Annotated in this window: 21 protein-coding genes; all 21 read right to left on the bottom strand. The window is 44.1% G+C overall.

All coding sequences use genetic code 11. The features are described from left to right. Nucleotides 1-185: 185 nt before the first annotated feature. Entirely contained in the window at nt 186-1,208 is a 1,023-nt protein-coding gene (locus tag NYR53_RS07395; protein ID WP_261304580.1) for an ATP-grasp domain-containing protein, read from the bottom strand. Then, nucleotides 1,205-2,041, bottom strand: coding sequence for an HAD family hydrolase (locus NYR53_RS07390; RefSeq protein ID WP_261304579.1), 837 nt, complete (start codon nt 2,039-2,041; stop codon nt 1,205-1,207). The genes NYR53_RS07395 and NYR53_RS07390 overlap by 4 nt, the downstream gene beginning before the upstream one ends. Beyond that, nucleotides 2,038-3,189 (bottom strand): cysteine protease StiP family protein, encoded by a 1,152-nt coding sequence (locus tag NYR53_RS07385; protein WP_261304578.1) that lies wholly within the window; start codon nt 3,187-3,189, stop codon nt 2,038-2,040. The genes NYR53_RS07390 and NYR53_RS07385 overlap by 4 nt, the downstream gene beginning before the upstream one ends. Next, nucleotides 3,144-4,559 carry a phosphoribosyltransferase family protein gene (locus NYR53_RS07380; protein ID WP_261304577.1) on the bottom strand — a complete coding sequence of 472 codons (1,416 nt, stop codon included), beginning with the start codon at nt 4,557-4,559 and terminating at the stop codon, nt 3,144-3,146. Before NYR53_RS07380 ends, NYR53_RS07385 begins: the two co-directional genes overlap by 46 nt. Continuing rightward, a complete protein-coding gene (locus NYR53_RS07375) occupies nt 4,504-5,607 on the bottom strand; it encodes an HpcH/HpaI aldolase/citrate lyase family protein (protein WP_261304576.1) in 1,104 nt (367 codons plus the stop codon). Before NYR53_RS07375 ends, NYR53_RS07380 begins: the two co-directional genes overlap by 56 nt. A gap of 76 nt (nt 5,608-5,683) precedes the next feature. Then, entirely contained in the window at nt 5,684-6,421 is a 738-nt protein-coding gene (locus tag NYR53_RS07370) for a TerC family protein (protein WP_261304575.1), read from the bottom strand. Nucleotides 6,422-6,452: 31 nt separating this feature from the next. Further along, nucleotides 6,453-7,706 (bottom strand): TerD family protein, encoded by a 1,254-nt coding sequence (locus NYR53_RS07365; protein WP_261304574.1) that lies wholly within the window; start codon nt 7,704-7,706, stop codon nt 6,453-6,455. Nucleotides 7,707-7,774: 68 nt separating this feature from the next. Then, nucleotides 7,775-8,362 carry a TerD family protein gene (locus tag NYR53_RS07360; protein ID WP_261304573.1) on the bottom strand — a complete coding sequence of 196 codons (588 nt, stop codon included), beginning with the start codon at nt 8,360-8,362 and terminating at the stop codon, nt 7,775-7,777. Between the two features lie 52 nt (nt 8,363-8,414). Next, nucleotides 8,415-8,996: a TerD family protein gene (locus NYR53_RS07355; protein WP_261304572.1), complete on the bottom strand. Its 582-nt coding sequence runs from the start codon at nt 8,994-8,996 to the stop codon at nt 8,415-8,417. Between the two features lie 38 nt (nt 8,997-9,034). Continuing rightward, nucleotides 9,035-9,634, bottom strand: a complete 600-nt coding sequence (locus NYR53_RS07350) for a TerD family protein (RefSeq protein ID WP_261304571.1) — start codon at nt 9,632-9,634, stop codon at nt 9,035-9,037. A gap of 102 nt (nt 9,635-9,736) precedes the next feature. After that, nucleotides 9,737-10,183 (bottom strand): tellurite resistance TerB family protein, encoded by a 447-nt coding sequence (locus NYR53_RS07345; protein WP_261304570.1) that lies wholly within the window; start codon nt 10,181-10,183, stop codon nt 9,737-9,739. A 228-nt stretch (nt 10,184-10,411) separates the two neighbouring features. Next, entirely contained in the window at nt 10,412-11,740 is a 1,329-nt protein-coding gene (locus tag NYR53_RS07340) for an LLM class flavin-dependent oxidoreductase (RefSeq protein ID WP_261304569.1), read from the bottom strand. Between the two features lie 22 nt (nt 11,741-11,762). Further along, nucleotides 11,763-12,293, bottom strand: coding sequence for a GNAT family N-acetyltransferase (locus NYR53_RS07335; protein WP_261304568.1), 531 nt, complete (start codon nt 12,291-12,293; stop codon nt 11,763-11,765). 49 nt (nt 12,294-12,342) lie between these two features. Further along, nucleotides 12,343-12,822 (bottom strand): DinB family protein, encoded by a 480-nt coding sequence (locus NYR53_RS07330; RefSeq protein WP_261304567.1) that lies wholly within the window; start codon nt 12,820-12,822, stop codon nt 12,343-12,345. After that, on the bottom strand, nt 12,819-14,006 hold the full coding sequence (locus tag NYR53_RS07325; RefSeq protein WP_261304566.1) for a M20 peptidase aminoacylase family protein: 1,188 nt from the start codon (nt 14,004-14,006) through the stop codon (nt 12,819-12,821). Before NYR53_RS07325 ends, NYR53_RS07330 begins: the two co-directional genes overlap by 4 nt. 37 nt (nt 14,007-14,043) lie before the next feature. Further along, nucleotides 14,044-15,054 (bottom strand): LLM class flavin-dependent oxidoreductase, encoded by a 1,011-nt coding sequence (locus NYR53_RS07320; RefSeq protein ID WP_261304565.1) that lies wholly within the window; start codon nt 15,052-15,054, stop codon nt 14,044-14,046. 18 nt (nt 15,055-15,072) lie between these two features. Continuing rightward, nucleotides 15,073-15,825 carry an amino acid ABC transporter ATP-binding protein gene (locus tag NYR53_RS07315; RefSeq protein WP_261304564.1) on the bottom strand — a complete coding sequence of 251 codons (753 nt, stop codon included), beginning with the start codon at nt 15,823-15,825 and terminating at the stop codon, nt 15,073-15,075. Then, entirely contained in the window at nt 15,822-16,532 is a 711-nt protein-coding gene (locus NYR53_RS07310) for an amino acid ABC transporter permease (protein ID WP_261304563.1), read from the bottom strand. The genes NYR53_RS07315 and NYR53_RS07310 overlap by 4 nt, the downstream gene beginning before the upstream one ends. After that, entirely contained in the window at nt 16,529-17,311 is a 783-nt protein-coding gene (locus tag NYR53_RS07305) for an amino acid ABC transporter permease (protein WP_261304562.1), read from the bottom strand. Before NYR53_RS07305 ends, NYR53_RS07310 begins: the two co-directional genes overlap by 4 nt. A 44-nt stretch (nt 17,312-17,355) precedes the next feature. Next, nucleotides 17,356-18,222 carry a transporter substrate-binding domain-containing protein gene (locus tag NYR53_RS07300; RefSeq protein WP_261304561.1) on the bottom strand — a complete coding sequence of 289 codons (867 nt, stop codon included), beginning with the start codon at nt 18,220-18,222 and terminating at the stop codon, nt 17,356-17,358. Nucleotides 18,223-18,368: 146 nt separating this feature from the next. After that, complete coding sequence (locus tag NYR53_RS07295) at nt 18,369-19,259, bottom strand: LysR family transcriptional regulator (RefSeq protein WP_261304560.1); 891 nt, start codon at nt 19,257-19,259, stop codon at nt 18,369-18,371. Nucleotides 19,260-19,435: the final 176 nt, after the last annotated feature.

Here is a 19,435-nt window from a genome sequence, read left to right as displayed (position 1 = left end):
CCTTTTCAGGTTTCATAATTGACTATTTTTCAATAAATTTAGACACAAATTCTGCTTTTTCAGCGCTTGCTACGACAATGAGCACAATGATTATTCCAGAAAGTATAATCCCGCTTATGATCATCCTGTGCACCTTCTTTGACAGATTTGTTCATCTTATTCAAAGATATGATGCACGGTTTCTTTTATTCGCCTAAATCCATAATAACGTATTTCTCAATATGACTGGCCAGAATGCCATAATTAGGCTTTTGGTTGTCCACATGCCCACCCAAAATTGATTTCACTGCTAAATAAGGGAAATTAATGCCAGATAGACAAGTCACATGCAACCCGCCAGACATTCTCGGATTAATCTCAAGTAATTTAGGCACACCCTGATTGTACTTCACTTGAATGTTGTAATTAAACGGGATCTTGTAGGTGGCAGCAACCTGATGTGCGATTTCGATCAGCTCAGGCACTTCCTCAAGCAGTCTTAGCCGTCCGTCCGCTTTGCGACGCGGTACAGCTGCAAGTAATTCCCCTGAAGCCGTTGCTAAGCAATCGATGCTGTACTCAAAGCCGTTTAATAATTCCATCACCATCAAGTCCTCGAAACGATCTACGGATGATAAAGTCTTGTACACCTGTTCCGTAGAGAGATAGGGAGTAACTGTGCCGAACAGGTCACTTAATGTATCCCGCCCATTGCTGATGATTCTGAAGCCCATACCGCCTTCGGCATTCGTCGGCTTCATACAAACCTGATGACCTGCGCTTACGAGCGCCTCATAGGCTGTCATAAATTCATCTGCCGTATTGACCACATGATAATCAGGTATTTCAATAATGTTCTTTTCCCTAATGGCTTCATAAAACTTTTGTTTCTCCAACAAGTTCTCTAAAAGCTCTAGGTCACGGCAAACCGTTACTTTCGTTCCTACTTTTTCGAATAAATCAATATGCTTCGCAATGGCATACATATGCAATCTGGGAATGAATACATCAATGCCATGCTTTTTACAGAAATCTAGAGCAAAGTCCACATAATCATCATCACCTAACACGGGTTCGGTATCTGCGAAATCAGCCGCCTGTAGAGCCATGTGAGTACGGTCCGGATGAGTAGCGTACATTTTGAATTGGACGCCATCTTCATTATTACGAATGCTATTCATGTAATGAAAGGCTACCGAGAACCAACGGTTAAACCATACTTTTTTCATGAGGACTCCTTTATGACAAATAGATTCGTTTGCCCTATGTTTACGGATTCAACATACTTAAGTATTTCGTCTGCAGCGAAAATCCCGGATTCCTCGGTAAATAAATAGTTCCCCGTCGATTGAAGCTGCTCTTGTCGAAATAATTCTCCATGTCTTGGTACGATAGAGAAATCAGCGAAATCAATCAAGATCTGATCCAAGAGGGAATCACCAGATGCCACAACTTGGCGCTCCTCTGTTAACTGTTTTAGATACTGAACGGCATCTCTTTTATTAACGACTTGGGGAACGACATAGACCTTTCTTCCTTGAATGGAAGTGCTCCAGCCCATGCGCTGAAGTTCTGCACTCATCTGAGTTACTTCCTCCAGCGGCATCTTTGCTCGGTCAATGATATGGGAAAAAAATAGCTCGTCGCAATAGCTAGAACTGATGACCCACTCCGGACTAAGGACACGATCTAGCAGTATCCTGACATCCTGCACATGCTCACTTGATTCACTAACGCGAGCAACAACAGAGGCTTGCCACTCCAGATCGGGTTGTCCATTTATTAGAATATTTCCGCCGTTGCTCGTAACGGCATAGGTGGGCTTCAACATTTGACTAATTAAATGTATACGATTGTACTGCTGCATGGTTCGTGTCGTTACCGGGATGAAAATGAGTTCTGACATCAACTTTTGAAGCAGCTGATAGGAACTTGAGGACATATACGATCTCACTTTACCGTCAATCAGTTCTGCTGTAATAATCCGATCGCCTAATTCTTCGGCGCGCTCTAAAGACTGTGAATAGATTAACGTTTGATCTAAATCACTTGCAAATATCATTCGGCATCTCCTTTCACGGATTTTATAATACCACAACAGGAATAAGTGAGATCTGGGTACACTTCTACTGGTACGTCCCTAGCTTCAGCTAAAAGGAGGATATGACGTATATTCGGATTATCTAATCGGTCAACTAATATTCGCCATGGCACTCTACGGAGCAGTACACGTGTCGTTTCTCCAACACCGGGTTTAATCAAGTTGATATCCGCAATCTGATACTCGCTCTGAATCGTTTGGATATCCCGCAAACCCTTCCATGAAACCGTCGGAGGATGCTGGAGTAATCCCAAGGCACTATGCTGCGCTTCTTTCATTACCTCACCAAAAAAAGGCACGATCTCCTCAATAAAATGATTGGAGAGATCCTGTTCCAACCACTCTTTATAATATTTGGAACCATGAAAGTCATGCGGCCCAATAAGATCCTCACGCAGTACCGTTCGACTCATTAAACCGGATACCACCGCATTTAAGCATGCACTCGGAATCAAGAAGTCTTCTCTAGTTCCAAACATATCCGTGCAATGGCCAGGATCAGCAAGTACAGCAAGATCATCGTCCAGCTTGATTCCGTACTCTCGTTCCAGCTTACTGCAAGCCTCTATAAGCACTTTACGGATTGCTCCTTTGCCGGTCCACCCGTCAACGAATTGAAGCTTCGCCTCTGGATGTTTTTGCAAGATATAAAACAAAGCGTTCTCGTCAATCCCTTTACCTCGAATAATCGAGATGCTGTAATGGGGCAAGTCTAGCTGATGTACTTCTTGCAGGTAACGTCTTATTAGAATACCAACCGGCGTGCCCGCTCTCGCAAGAGAGACCAGCACCGTGTTCGGTCCTTTCTTAGTTCGAATAAGCTCTGCCGTTGTTGCGACTGCGAATGCAACCTTCTTGGCCGACATCTGAAGCGTCTCTCGGTACAGTTCTAAATAATCGGACGTTGGCAGATGCTCTTGTGGTAGCATCTCTGAGTAATGCGTACCCGATTGAATGGCTAATTCTCTCGCATCCATCGACTTTTCCAGCTTAACCTCGCTCAAATCCTTAAGCAGGAATGTCACATCGGAAGCTGGATAGCTGCCCAAGTGCACAGGCTCCTCTATTGGTTTAACTCGCCAATCTTCCAAGCAGTGTCCTCCTTCCATTTGACTGTTTGAGGAGAGAAAAAAACAATATGAATCTGTTTCAGCCCTCGCGTTTGAAGAATTTGAAGCAATGGCTGCATCGAAGCTGGATCTGCTTCTCTTTCCATAAATACATAAAGATCATCATACATACCTTCTGGAACATTGTATAGAAAATGAGTTACGTCGGGATCCTCCGGAGATGAGTACGGATAGCCTACCTTAACTGCGTAATCCTCTGTATCAATCGTATGAATGGGACTCCTCGTCGTCGATTGGTAAGACACACCTTCTCCCATTTCAGCGGCAATTCGCATGGGGATATACATAAACTCACCTGTGCCGACGCACAACGTCTTCTTACCAATACGAGTAAGTTTCAACTGCTTGGCGGCTTGAGATATCGAATGACCGGATAGTTCGCTTTCCTCCGGCGTAAGACCAAATCTTCCACTGTGCTGTAAATAAGGATGCTGGCTCACGTAAGGAGCATGAGCAAATAAATGATCTATATACGTGAAATGAATGGGTTCCATTTGATTTGGAACAGGAAGGACAGGCACTTGGGGGGTTAAACTTTCAGATGAACCCGTTACTTTTACCTCACCTTTGACTAAGGAAAGCACGTAGATGGAGATACCTAACTCCAGTTCTAACTTCAGAAACTGCTGCTGATCCTCTGGGGTTCTCCAATCAAGCAGAGCAAGGATGTAGTAGGTTTTCTTCGGAAATTTCCCCTGCATATCTCGAATAATGTTCAAAGAGGTCTTGCCTGTCGTAATTTCATCATCTACAAGGACAACAATCTCAGGATGCGTAAGCATCTGAGGATCCTTCGCGTAACAATAATGAGCTACCGCATGGGAATGCTCCTCACTGAAATTAATGATGGATTCCGATCCTTCGATCACTTCACGCGTGGTATGAATATAGCTGCCCCCATGACCAAAGGTTTCATGAACCGCATGCCCGATGGCTGTGGCAGTTTCAGCAAACCCTATAAAAGCAACAGATTGCGGCAAACTTAAACGATAGGACATAATTTCTTTATAGGCCGCCTCGGCCTGAGAAGGATCTATAATGCCCTGAATGGCTTGAGGAATTAACTGTAGCGGCATAGCACCTTTTAAAGCTTGTTGTAAAAGTAGTCCCAATGAAGCCCCGCTTAACAAGGAGGAATACGGATTGACAGGGATATGTTTACCCAGCACTTTGCTAACAAACAGAAACGATCGTTTCTTATTGATTCTTGCCGCCATGCCGAAAAGAGAGTCGAGGGGAATCTCAAAGGGGTTAGAGGTCAATGTCACTTGAAGCTCTAAATCTCCCGCGATCTTATACGTATGCTCGATTATGCTTGAGCAATAATCCGTCATATTGTTGTTGTTCATGCAGCACCCCATAGATTTGTGATCGTAAGAGAATACGTCTAGCCCAGCTTAAATGAGGTTTGATTTCATTCATTTTATTGGCATATGTGCTCTTCATAACGCCATGATCACCATTATTGTTCGTAATGATGCTTGTTGCATCGGTATACTCTTCATGAGTCACCGTGTATAGTGATTGAACGGGTTTAATATGAGTGGGATGAATAATTGTCTTGCCAATCATGCCGTTCTCTTTATCCATAATCACTTCACGAACTAAACCCTTTTGAGGGAAATATTCCCATACAGGTCCAGAAATAACGTAAGAGGCTTCAACGCGGCCAAATATATTAATAATGTCAGCTAAGCAATCTCGAATCGGCGTTATATCATAAATGGTCATGTCTGGGCTGCGTCTCAAACCAAATAAGCTGGAGAAGTCCGTAGCACCAATTCTTACATTGAGGACCAAATTCTTATACTGCTCTAGGATCTCTTTAATCGTTTGAAGCGTATAGCTGCGGCTTTCTTTATAAATAACAGGTCCAGATTCTAGAATTGGCAGACCATATAGTATTGGGGCGGAAGGCGGTTTCTCATCATTATAATTTTCAAGTATTTGAAAATAAGCTTCGCTATTGTCTGCAGTAAATTTCGGGAATACAAATCCCGTTAAAAGGGTTACATTCTCTTCTAACCGTTCGATCAAATAATTTAACTGATTCACACTTCTTACACGTACGAATAAAAGCGGAATATTGTCCGTATCGAGAATTCCGACCTCGATGAAGGTGGCGAGCTTATTCATTTGATTCACTAAGGATTCTTCTGCGGCATGAACCTCATTTTCACCAACAGCATCTTCCAAATCAAGAATAACAGAAACAAGACCTTCAATTTTACCAAAAGCGATATCTTCCGCGAATGTGGGACGTGTAGCAGGCATATAAAGAGCAGCACCAATGGAATAAGCAAGGATTTCTTTGCGCGAATGATTATGGAAGGAAGTCGGAGGTAAATAAAATAGAGCTTTCTCTTCATCCGCTGTTAAATAATTAAAATATCTCATTCCCGATTCCTCCCTCTTTCGTTTAAGAAACAAATCCCCCCGTAAAGGAGGGATTGTCATCGTATAGTCAGTATTATTAGTTAGCTGATTCCTGCTTGTCCTTTTTGCGAAGTAAACTAAGAACGATCGTGCCTCCAAATATGACAATCAGAGTTGAGAAGAAAAGAACATGTGAAATATGAACACCGAATGCGCCGGCAATCATCTTAAGACCAATAATGATAATAAGGATGAAGGCTGCTTTCTCCAACTCTGGAATCTTGTCAATGAGCTTTAAGAAGACTTGCGCCACGCCTCTCATCATAAGTACACCGATGATGCCTCCAAGGAACAATACCCAAACCTGGTCACTTACGCCAAAGGCAGCAAGTACGCTATCGACACTAAAAGCAATATCCATGACTTCTACAGCAAGAACTGTTCGCCAGAAGGAAAGTCCTTTATTCTGAACCTCCCCTTCCTCTTCATTCTTCTTGAAGAAAAGATTACTGATGGCAATCCAAAGGAGATAGGCGCCGCCGAGCACTTTAATCCAAGTAATTTGAACAAGGAACGTACCTACACCAATAGCTATAAACCTGAAAATGTAGGCACCTAGAAGTCCGTAGAATAAAGCTTTTTTCTGCTGCTCCTTCGGCAAATGCTTTACCATTACGGCCAGCACCAATGCGTTATCTGCGGATAAAAGACCTTCTAATAAAACCAGTGTCCCGATAATTCCCCAGCTAACCGGATCAGAAAGTGTTGTTGAAAGCACTTCCCAGTTGAAAAAGTTAAGGAAGTTGTTGATGAAACTTTGGAAAAAATCTGACATGCCTTGACCCTCCTGTAAATTTCGCAATTAATTACTTATTTCCTGCAACCCATCTCATTCCCCATCCAAAGGCTTCATCTAACGCCTTATGACCGGTGAAATATTGAACAAGCCGCTCAATGCTAAATGTTTCATTATTTTGGTTACGAATTAATGCAATAGCACACATGCCCTGACGATTATCATGTTCATTCAATTTCACTATGATGTCGGGTCCACCATCTTGTTTGATGGACACTACGCCATCTGCTTCAGACCAAGTTGTTGCACCTTCGTAAATGAAAGTAAAGATTAGAATTCTTTCAAATTCTGAGAGCTTATTCCCATTAATTCGTATGTTTTCTCCCGTTGTTACCGAGCCCGTACGATCATCACCGTCTAAGGCAATGTACGGCTCTCTATGGAGTGAACCGAAGCGGTTGCCAAGCGCTTGAATAACGCCCTTCTCACCGTTCTTTAATTCATATAAACAAGCTAGATCCAGATCGATCACTTTGCTTTTACCGAAAAATCCACCGGATTTCTTCTGATTCCAGTTTAAATTAATGACAATTTCCCCGAGATTTCCTGTTGTCTTCTTCTCGAGACTAATGCGATCGCCCTTCTTCTTCAATTCAATCTTATTCAGATTAATTGGAGCTGGAGGGATAAGAGGAGGTTTACCCGATTGCGCCGGAGTTGAAACTGGGGGCGGCACAGGTAGCGGATTAGGTATAGGGCTAGGTGTCAGTTCATCCTTAACCTCGATTCCGAAATTACCGCACAGCGCCTTCAGACCGCCAGAAAAGCCAGATCCAACCGCACTGAATTTCCATTCCGTACCATATCTATATAATTCCCCTACAACAATAGCTGTCTCGACGGAGAATTGATTTCCTAATTCATATCGCAACATATCTTGCCCTGTGTTAGGATGAAAAATCCGTAAATAAGCTTGTGTCACTTGGCTGAATTGCTGCTTCAGCTTCTCACCTTCATGAATGGTTAATGTGATAGCAACTTTCTCAACATGGGCTGGAACGCCCGAAAATTGAATAGAAAATTGCTTCTTATCGGTCCCGTGAGAGGGTTGATCGATGAAATTCACACCGCTTTTTGTGGGATTGTTGTAGAATACCAACTGTTCGTCATTATCTACCTTTCCATTAGCGCCTAACAAGAATGCTGAAGTATCCAAATCTATGTTCGCAGGAGAGTTCCATCCGAGTCCAATACCAATCTGTGAGAGTCCCGGATTTGTTTTTGTAACATCCGTCTTTTGGCCTTTGACAAGAGATATATGCATAAGGGCTGTCCCTTCCGTACTTCATAATTGAAGGGTGATGCCTTACTCGCACCACCCCACCTGTGAATTTATTGGGCATCAAGTCCGTAGTTTTTACAAAGGGCTTGAAGACCGCCTTGAAAACCACTTCCAACAGCTTGGAACTTCCATTCTTGACCTTGGCTGTCTCGGTACAATTCACAAATGACAACAGCAGTCTCTACAGAAAAGTCCTCACCCAAGTCATACCGTAAAATCTCGCGATTCGTTACCTCATCAACAAGGCGAACGAACGCATTCGATACTTGACCGAAATTCTGATTACGACTAATCGCATCATGGATCGTTACTGCAATGCCGACTCGGTGAATATGCGCAGGGATTTTGGAGAAATCAACTTTAATTTGCTCGTCATCTCCATCGCCATCACCTGTCCGATTGTCGCCTGTATGTTGAACGCAACCACCCACACCAACTAAGTTGTTGTAAAAAATGAAGTCCTCAAGACCTTTGGCTTTACCTTCAGCATGCAGCAGAAAGGCTGACGCATCCAAATCGAATGAATGCCCACCACTGTATTTGTTCGTATCCCAACCTAATCCGATAATAGCCTTACTGAGGCCAGGGTTCGTCTTCGTTAAGTCAATTCTTTGACCTTTTGACAAGCTGATTGACATTGCTGCATCTCCTTAGAGTTTTCGCAAGAAAACTAGCATTATTAATAAGATCTTAGGAAGTTTGTAAGCCGTAATCGCGAGCTAATCCTGCAAGACCGTCTTTGTAGCCGCTGCCGATTGCGCTGAATTTCCATTCGCCGTTGTTGCGGTACAATTCACCGATGACTACGCCTGTTTCAATGGAGAAGTCTTCGCCAAGATCAAAACGAATCAATTCTGTGCCTGAAGTTTCGTTAAGAATACGAACGTAAGCATTGGAAACTTGTCCAAAGTTTTGCGCTCTTGCTTCAGCATCATGGATTGTAATGCAGAAAGCAATTTTCTCAGTCTCAGCTGGAATCGCACTTAGATCGACACTTACTTGCTCATCATCGCCATCGCCAGCACCTGTACGGTTGTCGCCGTTATGTACGATTGAACCATTCGCATTCTTCGGGTTGTTGTAGAAGATGAAATCAGATTCAGATCCTACTTTGCCAGAAGCATTAACAGCGAAAATGGAAGCGTCTAGATCGAAATCTTTACCGCCATCATATTTGTTCGTGTCCCAACCTAAACCAACAACAACTTTAGTTAAACCTGGGTTTGTTTTTGTCAAATCTACTTTTTGACCTTTGGATAGTGAAATTGCCATTGAAATAACCTCGCTTTATAGGGGATTTGGTATAGCTCTTATTGATATCGTTTAACTAATTGGCCAATCGTTGTATCTGTGCTGCCTTCACCAATCGCGTTGAATTTCCATTCGCCGCTATGACGATAAAGTTCACCAACAATCAGGGATGTTTTACCGGAGTAATTGTCCGAAAGATTAAATTTAATTAATTCTTGATTATTGGAATCATTCACGATCCGAATATAAGCTGATTGAATGAGTCCGAAATCTTGTTTTCTATTTACGCAGTCGTAGATATTAACAACGAAAACGATTTTACTAACATCCGCAGGAACTTGTCCTAAATTAACAGATACTTGCTCATCATCGCCATCGCCTTCCCCTGTGCGGTTATCACCGGAGTGAACAACGGAGCCATCAGGACTTTGCAAGTTAGCGAAGAAAACAACATTCTTCTCTTTCGTCAATTTCCCATTCTCATCTAATAAGATGACGGAAGCGTCGCAATCAATTTCAACAGCTGTTTTTTTGGAACCGAAGAAACCTTTCTTCTCAACAACCGCAGGATCCCAACCTAGTCCAACTACAACCTTGGAAAGACCAGCATTACCTTTGGTTAAATCAATTTTTTGACCTTTGACCAAGCTAATTGTCAACGAGGTCACCTCCTCTCATTTCCTGTATTCACTCTTTCATTTGATACGGATGAAGTCCAAACACGTTTCACTTTTCAAATTAAATGTTTTGTAAATCGACGATCACAGACTAAATTCGCTAGGATTGAGGTTCAGCGCTGTACAAATATCTCTGACAACTTTCTTCTCTTGATCATCAAAATCACCGTCTGCAGCACCAATTGCGCAGCATACCGCAATGATGATTCGTCCAACTTCAGGCTTATTGTTAAACTTGGAAATAACTTTAAGCGCCTCTTGCTTGCCTACAATATTTGAGAACTCAAAGTTGCCAGCAAAATGATTGAAGCGAGCGATGACATTACTAACATCAAATACTTTAAGCTCTTCGCTACGGCTGATGTAACCAATCATCTTTTCTTTTTCTGAATTGCCAATGCTGCCATCAGCTGCCGCAACAATCGCACAACCCGCTACAACGGCATCCAGAAAATCTTTGTTTTGAAATTTTTTGACTTGATCGGACAAGCCTGATTTGGCATTTGAAAACCATGATTTAAACGTACTCATTTCAGCACCACCTATAAGATTTAGTAACACATTACGACTATAGGCTACATTTTTCTCCACAATAGTCTATGTTCACAGTTTAAACGATTACACATTTGTTTTCAAATTTTGGAATTTCGACGCTGCATTGGGAAATACTTCAATCTAAACGCCATAAAACCGCCCTTAACGGGCGGCTAAATAGATTGAATATATAAAATGAAAATGAGTATCCATCCACTCTAATTATTAGATAGTTGCCTCTACTTTCGTGTAGCGATTAGCCGGAATCGGTACGCCTAGGTTTCCGCGCAGCGTGTCAGATTCATACTCTTTCCGGTATATACCGCGCTCTTGCAGGATAGGCACAACGAGATCGACGAAATCGTCCAATCCTTTGGGAAGAGCTGCAGCAATAATAAAGCCGTCTGCCGCTTCTTCTTTGAACCATAGCTCGACACGATCCGCTACTTGTTCAGGTGTTCCTGTAAATTCACCACGCGGAGTTGCCACGTTAAGCGCCACTTGTCTCAAAGTGAGGTTTTTCGCTTTGGCCGTTTGCTTGATTTTATCTGTACCGCTGCGGAAACTGTTGCTGCCGAAATCACCAAGATCCGGGAATGGTTCATCCAGTGGATATTGAGAGAAATCGTGGTGCTCAAAGAAGCGTCCGAGGAAATCCAATGCTTTATCAATCGTAACTAAATTAGCAATTTCTTGATATTTGCTCTCCGCTTCTTCTTCCGTACGTCCGATAATCGGGCTAATCCCAGGAAGAATAACGAGATCTTCGGCTGAACGGCCATAAGCTACCGCTCTGCTTTTAATATCCTGATAATAAGCCTTCGCTTCCTCAATCGTTTCGTGTCCGGCAAATATGGCATCAGCGACTCTAGCCGCGAAAGCCCGACCATCCTCAGAAGCTCCTGCTTGGAAAATAACCGGCTGACCTTGCTTCGAACGCGCGATATTGAGTGGTCCCTGCACGGAGAAGAACTCCCCTTTGTGGTTCAACGTATGAAGCTTGCTCGGATCAAAGAATACGCCGCTTTCTTTATCCCGGATAAAGGCATCGTCTTCCCAGGAATCCCAAAGTCCACGCGTTACTTCCAAGAATTCATTCGCGATTCGATATCGTTCTGGATGTGTGGGGTGTTGGTCTTTGCTATAATTTCTAGCCGACCCCTCTAGCGGTGAAGTCACGATGTTCCAGCCTGCACGCCCATCACTGATCAGATCAATCGAGCCGAATTGTCTGGACACAGTAAATGGTTCGCTGTAAGAGGTCGAAAGCGTACCAACAAGACCGATGTTGGATGTGACAGCAGCCAGCGCCGAAAGAATCGTAATCGGTTCAAACCGATTCAAAAAATGAGGGATGGATTTCTCGGTAATGTACAGACCGTCCGCAATAAAGACCAGATCGAATTTACCGGCTTCAGCCTTCTGAGCCTGCTGTTTATAAAAGCCAAAATTGACGCTGGCATCCGTAATCGCATCGGGATGGCGCCATCCTGATATGTTTCCACCAACACCATGAATGATAGCTCCAAGCTTCAATTGCTTTTGTTTTGACATCGTCATCACGTCCTTATGATTATTATTGAAGAATCGCTGCTTCTTTGAGCTGCAGACGATAGCTTTTTACTACGTTTTCGCCCTTTAGAATATCCTTATCAAATGCCCGTTCGAAACCTAAACGCTCATAAAGCTTCACGGCAGATTCCATCATATCGGAAGTGTGCAGATGCAGCGTAGATGCACCCAATTCCAGCGCTCGCCTAGCACTTTCTTTAATAAGCTCCGTAGCAATTCCCTTGCCTCTAGCCTGGGGGGAAACAGCCAATAAGCGAATAATCGGCGTATGGATATCCAATTCAGGAAGTCCATAGGCAACCTGAGAAGATAGGAACAAGAGGGAGCTGCCAACGATTTCCCCATTGATTTCGGCAATTAGTCGTGCAGAAGGAGCGTCGCCATCTACAGAGGCAAGAATGTTGTCTTTGTATTGCTGCCATCCTTCAGGAGGGAGCACAGTTTCGTACTGACCATAAGCATCAATAAGAAGCTGTCTGATCACCTCACGGTCTTCTGTACGAGCGTCACGAATCCGAATCCTATTTATACTCATTTCCCCACACCTCTTTCTATCCCATATAGGTTTAGTCCGTTTTAGACCATTAAAGATTCGCTGCTCGCTCAGCTTGTTTAATCCGCTCAATTTGAGCAAGGTGTACCTGCACATGTGCGGTAAAAGATTGAACGACATCCGTCAGCGCTAACGTCTGTCCTTTGAAGTTAACACCCGTTTTCTCCCAGTCTTGGGGGGATAATCTTCGCAATAATAGGCTGTTATAGGTCAATAACGCTTGAAAAGCGTCCAAAATATCTACAGCTGCGCCTTCATTGGCCTTGGCACTACTTACCCATGCATCTTGCCCAAAGGCAGGCAATTGAACCGTCGATCCAGAAATGATCTCGCGAATGCGAAAAGAAACAACGATGTTGTGATCGGTCAAATGAGACAGAACTTCTGTCACACTCCATTTATCCGCATTTTCCTTCCATGTCAACTGCTCATCCGTAAGACCTTCAATCGCAGCCCTTAACTGTTTATTTGTTTCTATATAAGGCCCAATATCGATTACAAGTTGACTCATCCCGATACCTCCACTTCGAATTTGGAGCTTATTTGCTTGAGAGCTTGCTCCGCTAATATGGCAAAATAGTTGGCGCTGATTGGCAGCGCGCGCTCATCGAGATCAAAAGCGGGATGGTGCCATTCCTGCGCACCCGATGTGCCCATGAATACGAAGATGCCTGGCACCTTCTTCTGATAGAACGCGAAGTCTTCCCCTGCTAGCGACGGTGTAGGCGTGATGACTTGCAAGCCTGCAATACCCGCAGCACGGGTTGCTAATTCCGCTAACCCCGCATCGTTATGCACGGCTGGCGGACCCTTGATCCATCGTACAGATGCTTTCGTCCCATAAGCAGCCGCTACACCATGAACCACCTGATCGAACCTGCTCAGAACCGTGGCTCGAACCTCCTCGTCAAATGTCCTAACCGTTCCGTCTAAGACAGCTTTATCCGGAATGACATTCCAAGCGGTTCCACTGTGTATCTTGGTAACGCTTATCACAGCGCTTTGCAGCGCACTCACATTCCGGCTTACAATCGCTTGGAGTGCTGTGACGATATGTGCGCCGGTTACAATGGGGTCTATCCCCGCTTCAGGCACTGCAGCATGTGTACCCTTTCCCTCGATTTCAACAACGAACCCATCTGCAGATGCCATGAGTGGTCCCGATTTAATGCCGATTGTGCCCACAGGAAGATCGGGTTTGTTGTGCATCCCAAATACCGCATGAACCCCCTCTAAAGCACCGCTTCGGATGACCTGCTCCGCTCCTTGCGCTTTCTCCTCCGCCGGTTGGAAAATGAAACGGACCGTACCCCGCAGCTCTTTCTCTTGCTGCTTTAATATGAAAGCGGCGCCCAGAACGGCTGCGGTATGAAAATCATGTCCGCAAGCATGCATGGTGCCCGGAACTGATGAGGCATAAGCCAGTCCAGTAGCTTCTTGGACAGGCAAAGCATCAATATCGGCTCGCAGCGCAATAATGGGTCCTTCGTGCAGACCTCCAACCTCCGCGATAAGACCTGTTTTCAGCGGAAAGTTATCCACTCGGATGCCCGCTTCTTGCAGCCAGCCTCGGATCGATACGGTCGTTTGAACTTCTTCGTTCGATAATTCCGGATTTTGATGCAGATGGCGCCGAATCGCGATCAGCTTCTGCTCAAATGCCGACTGTGATTGTTCCGACAGCGCTTCGCTCATGCTCATTCCCCCTTTGTAAAGCCGTATGGCGTTATAACTACACAAGCAGCTCCGAGAAAGCCTCACTAAGCAACTCAAAGGAACGCAAGCGTTTGGCGAAATCTTTCACCGACGTTGTAACGATGAATTCGTCTACCCCATACGTTTGCTGGATGTCCAGCAGCTTTTGGCGGACGGATTCTTTGGTACCTTTCGTAATCTCCGCTACCTTCTCTTCAACGGTGAATTTGGCCTGCGTTTGCCGCCCATACTCCTCGGCTTGTTCAAGAGTTCCAACCGTCAAGGTTTTACCGTTTTCCAAATGGATTTTGACATTTTTATACTCGCCAGCCAGCACTTTGGCCTCTTCTTCTGTATCAGCTACAATTAAGGACAGAGCCAAGATCGCCTTCGGCTGTCCGCCATGTTCTCGATTAAACCCAGCATGATACGCTTCAAAAGCAGCTGCTGCCACAGCATGATCACCATTAATGAATTGGGCAAATACATAAGGAAGCCCTAATTCAGCAGCTAATTCTGCACTGGCCGCAGTGGCGCCAAGCAGATAGATATCCGCTGGTTGTCTCGGAATCGGAGATACCCGAAGCCCTGTTAACGGATGATCAGCATCCAATCGATTATGAATAAATTGTTTGAGTTCCTTCAGCTTCTCAGATAATGTAGCTGGCTCCGTGATGCCTTGCTGTAGAGCTTTGGTAGAACGAGGAAGCCCGCCAGGCGCCCTTCCGATACCGAGATCTACTCTTCCAGGTGCTAATGCTGCCAGGACATTAAAGTTTTCAGCTACTTTGTAGGGACTGTAATGCTGCAGCATAATGCCGCCAGAACCAATGCGAATACGCTCTGTTTTCGCTAATAAATGAGAAATGAGCACCTCGGGCGAAGAACCGGCCAACTGATCGGAATCGTGATGCTCCGATACCCAAAAGCGGTGATAGTTCAGCTTTTCCGCTAATTGCACAAGCTCTATGGTATGCTGCAGAGCGGCTTCCGCATTCTCGCCCGGGAAAATAACGCTTTGATCCAAAATACTAAGTTTGATCCCCATGTCATCCACTCCATAAAATTAAATGTTATACGTATATTCCGGCGTAATTCGTTTCAGAAATTGTCTTGTACGCTCTTCCTTTGCATCACCAAAAATATCCTGCGGCTTTCCTTCTTCCACAATCACACCTTGGTCCACGAAAACAACATGATTCGAAACTTCTCGAGCAAAGCCCATTTCATGCGTAACAACGATCATCGTAATGCCTTCTTTGGCAATTTTCTGGATAACCTCCAGCACCTCGCCGACCAGCTCAGGATCTAGTGCAGAAGTTGGTTCATCGAACAAAATCACTTCTGGATTAAGTGCCAGCGCACGGGCAATACCCACCCTTTGCTGTTGTCCACCTGACAATTGGCTTGGATATGCGTCCAGCTTACTGCCCAGCCCCACTTTCTCCAGCATTTGAATGCTAGTTTGCCGTGCGATTTCCTTGGATTGCTTCTGTACAATGACTAGGCCTTCCATCACATTTTCCAGCACCGTTTTATGCTTAAATAAATTGTAATGTTGAAATACCATCGCTGTTTTCTTACGGAGCGTGTGAATATCCTGTTTGCTTGGGCGCTTGCAATTGATGGTGAAATCTCCAATCGATACCTCACCTTGATTCGGCTTCTCCAAGTAATTGATGCAGCGAAGCAGCGTCGTTTTGCCTGAACCGCTTGGGCCAAGGATACAGACGACTTCTCCTTTTTTAACCGTCAAATTGATACCTTTCAGCACCTCATGCTTGCCGAAAGCTTTGGTGATATTCGCCATTTTGATCATCGTACACCACCTCGGTTGTAAATATTTATTCGTTTCTCGAGCAGCCCCGTTAGCTTCTCGATCAGAATCGTCACTCCCCAGAATAGGAAAGCCGCGGCAATATAAGATTCAAAAAATTTCCAATTTGTCGTAGCAACGATTTGCGCTTTGGCGTTAATTTCAACAACAGATACCGTAAAAGCCAGTGTAGAACCGTGAAGCATACCTATGAGCGAATTGGATAAGTTAGGCAAGCTAACAGCCAATGCTTGAGGAAGCACGATGCGCCATAATGCTTGCGGTGTTGTCATGCCGATGGAATAAGCGGCTTCAATCTGTCCTTTATTCACGGCTAGAATGCCCGATCTTACGACCTCTGCCAAATAGGCTCCTGCTGTAATCGAGAAGGAAAGGAAGGCAAAACCGATCATTGGAATAGAAGTCGAGCGGAAGCTCCAACCGATGGCTGCTGCCAAAGAGTCAATAAGCACAGGCAATCCGAAATAAATGAGCAGCAAGTGCATCAGCATCGGTGTTCCTCGGATAAACGTCACATAGCCGCTTGCGATGTAATGGATAAAAGGAACGCGGTAAATTCGGATGATCGCCACGGCCGATCCAATTAGAAATCCGAAGAAAACCGATACAATCGTAATTAGCAGCGTAATGGGCAAAGCAGAGAGCAGTTGAATAAAGGCGGAACCGATAAACCCTAAATCGAGCTTCATGGCTGATACCCTCCTTTATCCGTTTGAGCGGATGCAGCCCAAGATGTCTTAAACAATCGCCTAAATGTAAACTTCGAATCACGTTGAACAAGGGGTTGATCGTGGCGCAGCAGTCTCTTTTCAATATCCAAGAACAGCTTCTCGAGCCCGTAACAAATAACAAAATAGATGAGCGATAAACAAATGTAAGTTTCAATAAAATGCTGAGTTGCCGCACCAAGCGTCTGCGCTTTCCCCATCAATTCCATTGCGCCTAACGAAAAGGCTAATGAAGTATCCTTCAAATTGGCGATAAGCAGATTCGCAAAGTTCGGTATCGATATGGCAAGCGCTTGAGGCATGATGATACGTGTAAAGGCTTGGTAACCTGTCATACCTATGGCATAGGCAGCCTCCACTTGCCCTCGATCCACGGCTTTCACGGCTGCCCGAATGACTTCCGAGATATAAGCCCCGCCATGCAGCCCAAAAGTCAGAATAACGAAGGTCAGGACAGGGACTTTAGAGACGTCGACGTTAATAAGCTTCAATATCTCTGGAAGACCATAATAAATGAGGAACAGCTGGATGAGGATCGGCGTCCCCCGGAAAAATGACACATAGATTTGAGACATCCTTCTTAGCACCGGAACCTCATATAACCGGGGCAGGGCTATGAGGAATCCGATTAGCACACCCAGCAGCATAGAGCAAGCTACAATAAACAATGTAATATGCAGATAAGAAACTAATTTGGGCAAAAAATCAAAGACATAGGTGATATCAAATTGTTGTTCCATTCGGACGATCTCACCTTTCTGTACCGTACTTATTTAAAGCAGCATTACTCTTTCTTCGTATAGTCTCCGCCGAGCCATTGCGTGCTAAGCTTGGAAAGCGTTCCATCTGCCTTAACAGCCTTCAATGCCACGTCGATTTTATCCGCAAGATCTTGCCCGTCTTTATCATTTTTGCGGAAAAGGAAACGAACCTCCGCTTCTTCAATAATCGGTCCTACGGCTTTTAATTTGCTTTGCGGGTCGACGAGCGGCAGCAAGAAATCCGCTCCTAGTGATCCGTCCGCACGACCTGTTGTAAGCTGACTAACCAAGTCATTGGCAGCACCGCTTTGGTAAACAATTTTAATCGCGTTATCGTTTGCTTTATTATAATTTTCTAATAGCGTAGCTTCAGCACTAGTCGCTGTCGTTAACGCTTTTTTACCTTTCAAATCATCAATCGATTTAATGTTTGTATTGTCTTTTGCCACAATAACTTTGGTTTTCCAGTAGGCATAAGGCTCGTTGTTGAAAAGGTATTTTTGCTCTCTTTCCTTGTTCTTCTCGATCTCGTGGGCTACAAAGTCAATTTTGTTCGTTTCCAAGCTGAGGAGCAGATTGGCGAAATCCATCGTTTTGAATTCAAACTCGTAATCAGGAAGCCGATTATCCAATTCTCTGACAAGCTCGATATCATAACCGGTTAGTTTACCGTCTTTATCAAGAAAAGCCACGTTCGGAAATTTAGTTCCCGTTCCAACAATGATCTTCTTCACTTTGACAGGCTCAGTCGCAGTTGTTGCAGCTGCAGCAGCTTTCGTACCTTCAGCGGCTGCCTTTGGTGATGCGATCGTTTCTGTATTTTTCGCCCCGCAGCCTGCAGCTACCAAAGCCAAAGTTAGTGTTGTTCCAAGGATTGTTAATTTTTTCATCTGTGTATACCCTCCATTTTTTCGTTTACAAACATTAATCTCATAATTCCTACCCGTTTTGTATGAATTACTTTAGAATTAATTTATCATCAAGTTTCACAACTGGATAATAGAGTTTTTCTATAAGCATATATAAGAATCTGATATTACCCTTTCGTTCGGCCCCATAATCCTTTGCAAATATCCAACATACTGTTGAAAAATAACGTATTCTCCCCAGTTAACGTAATCAAATTCGTCTGTAAGGCAATGCCTGCTGTCTCTGGAAAGTCAATTGGAAATAGCTTATTGTCCTTAACTTCCTGACTAACGCTAAGCCCTGGCAAGAAAGCGATACCTGCCTGCTGAAGAACCAACTTCTTGGCAGTTTCAGAGTTATCCGTCTGAATCTGGATGTTTGGCGACTCTTTCAAATTCTCAAATACACGGTGAATACGCATCCAGTCCAGAGAGCCGCACTCAAAGAAAATAAGAGCCTGACGTCCGATATCTTGGATCGTTAAGTTTTCTTTCCCAATAAAGGGATGCCCTTCATAAACATAGAGTCGGATAGGATCTTCATAAAATTTCGCTGATAAAAGACTAGGATGGGTGATTCCACGCACAAAGCTGATATCCACATCTCGGTTCAGAACCTTGTTGACGAGATCATCTGTGATTCCAGTCGTCAGTTTAAAATTGATTTCCGGGTATTTATGCTTCATCTTCGGGATGATGGCTGGCATCATGTAATTAGATACAGATACCGTACATCCGATTCGCAGTTCGTTAGGCAGCGCCTTTTTCTGCTTAAGATGGATTTTACTCTTTTGAAATGTTTGCAGTAATTGCTGCGCGTAAGGGAGGAACTTCCTGCCATCATCCGTTAAATGAATTTGCTTGCCAATTCGATCAAAGAGCTGACAATCCAGTTCCCGTTCTAACGATTGAATTCTAGCCGTTACCGAAGGCTGGGAAAGGAATAATACTTCCGATGCCTTGTTAAAGCTGCCATAATGGATGACATAGACGAAAGCCTCTATATTCTCAATATTCATCGCAGTGCCCCTCCAGTTGACCTAAAAAATATATTTTCAATTATTCCAATCAATTAACTCGGAATTAAATATTTTTATAACTATAAGCTATCTACCAATTGCTGTCAATATAAAAATGCTGTTCGTAAAAAAAGACCTTAGCTCCTGCCGCAAGTTGTTGCGGAGAGCAAGGTCTT

Origin of the sequence: Paenibacillus andongensis (genome assembly GCF_025369935.1) — a bacterium.
GTDB lineage: Bacteria > Bacillota > Bacilli > Paenibacillales > NBRC-103111 > Paenibacillus_E > Paenibacillus_E andongensis.
Note: the sequence above shows the minus strand (reverse complement) of the source record. Positions and strands in the feature narration are given on the sequence as shown.

Excerpts from the sequence above, each read along its gene's own strand:
- NYR53_RS07395 (WP_261304580.1), bottom strand. The coding sequence starts at position 1,208 with ATGAAAAAAGTATGGTTTAACCGTTGGTTCTCGGTAGCCTTTCATTAC.
- NYR53_RS07375 (WP_261304576.1), bottom strand. The coding sequence starts at position 5,607 with ATGAGATATTTTAATTATTTAACAGCGGATGAAGAGAAAGCTCTATTT.
- NYR53_RS07365 (WP_261304574.1), bottom strand. The coding sequence starts at position 7,706 with ATGCATATATCTCTTGTCAAAGGCCAAAAGACGGATGTTACAAAAACA.
- NYR53_RS07385 (WP_261304578.1), bottom strand. The coding sequence starts at position 3,189 with ATGGAAGGAGGACACTGCTTGGAAGATTGGCGAGTTAAACCAATAGAG.
- NYR53_RS07355 (WP_261304572.1), bottom strand. The coding sequence starts at position 8,996 with ATGGCAATTTCACTATCCAAAGGTCAAAAAGTAGATTTGACAAAAACA.
- NYR53_RS07330 (WP_261304567.1), bottom strand. The coding sequence starts at position 12,822 with ATGAGTCAACTTGTAATCGATATTGGGCCTTATATAGAAACAAATAAA.
- NYR53_RS07305 (WP_261304562.1), bottom strand. The coding sequence starts at position 17,311 with ATGGAACAACAATTTGATATCACCTATGTCTTTGATTTTTTGCCCAAA.
- NYR53_RS07310 (WP_261304563.1), bottom strand. The coding sequence starts at position 16,532 with ATGAAGCTCGATTTAGGGTTTATCGGTTCCGCCTTTATTCAACTGCTC.
- NYR53_RS07370 (WP_261304575.1), bottom strand. The coding sequence starts at position 6,421 with ATGTCAGATTTTTTCCAAAGTTTCATCAACAACTTCCTTAACTTTTTC.
- NYR53_RS07380 (WP_261304577.1), bottom strand. The coding sequence starts at position 4,559 with ATGAACAACAACAATATGACGGATTATTGCTCAAGCATAATCGAGCAT.
- NYR53_RS07315 (WP_261304564.1), bottom strand. The coding sequence starts at position 15,825 with ATGATCAAAATGGCGAATATCACCAAAGCTTTCGGCAAGCATGAGGTG.
- NYR53_RS07340 (WP_261304569.1), bottom strand. The coding sequence starts at position 11,740 with ATGTCAAAACAAAAGCAATTGAAGCTTGGAGCTATCATTCATGGTGTT.
- NYR53_RS07360 (WP_261304573.1), bottom strand. The coding sequence starts at position 8,362 with ATGTCAATCAGCTTGTCAAAAGGTCAAAGAATTGACTTAACGAAGACG.
- NYR53_RS07300 (WP_261304561.1), bottom strand. The coding sequence starts at position 18,222 with ATGAAAAAATTAACAATCCTTGGAACAACACTAACTTTGGCTTTGGTA.
- NYR53_RS07295 (WP_261304560.1), bottom strand. The coding sequence starts at position 19,259 with ATGAATATTGAGAATATAGAGGCTTTCGTCTATGTCATCCATTATGGC.
- NYR53_RS07320 (WP_261304565.1), bottom strand. The coding sequence starts at position 15,054 with ATGGGGATCAAACTTAGTATTTTGGATCAAAGCGTTATTTTCCCGGGC.
- NYR53_RS07390 (WP_261304579.1), bottom strand. The coding sequence starts at position 2,041 with ATGATATTTGCAAGTGATTTAGATCAAACGTTAATCTATTCACAGTCT.
- NYR53_RS07345 (WP_261304570.1), bottom strand. The coding sequence starts at position 10,183 with ATGAGTACGTTTAAATCATGGTTTTCAAATGCCAAATCAGGCTTGTCC.
- NYR53_RS07325 (WP_261304566.1), bottom strand. The coding sequence starts at position 14,006 with ATGAGCGAAGCGCTGTCGGAACAATCACAGTCGGCATTTGAGCAGAAG.
- NYR53_RS07335 (WP_261304568.1), bottom strand. The coding sequence starts at position 12,293 with ATGAGTATAAATAGGATTCGGATTCGTGACGCTCGTACAGAAGACCGT.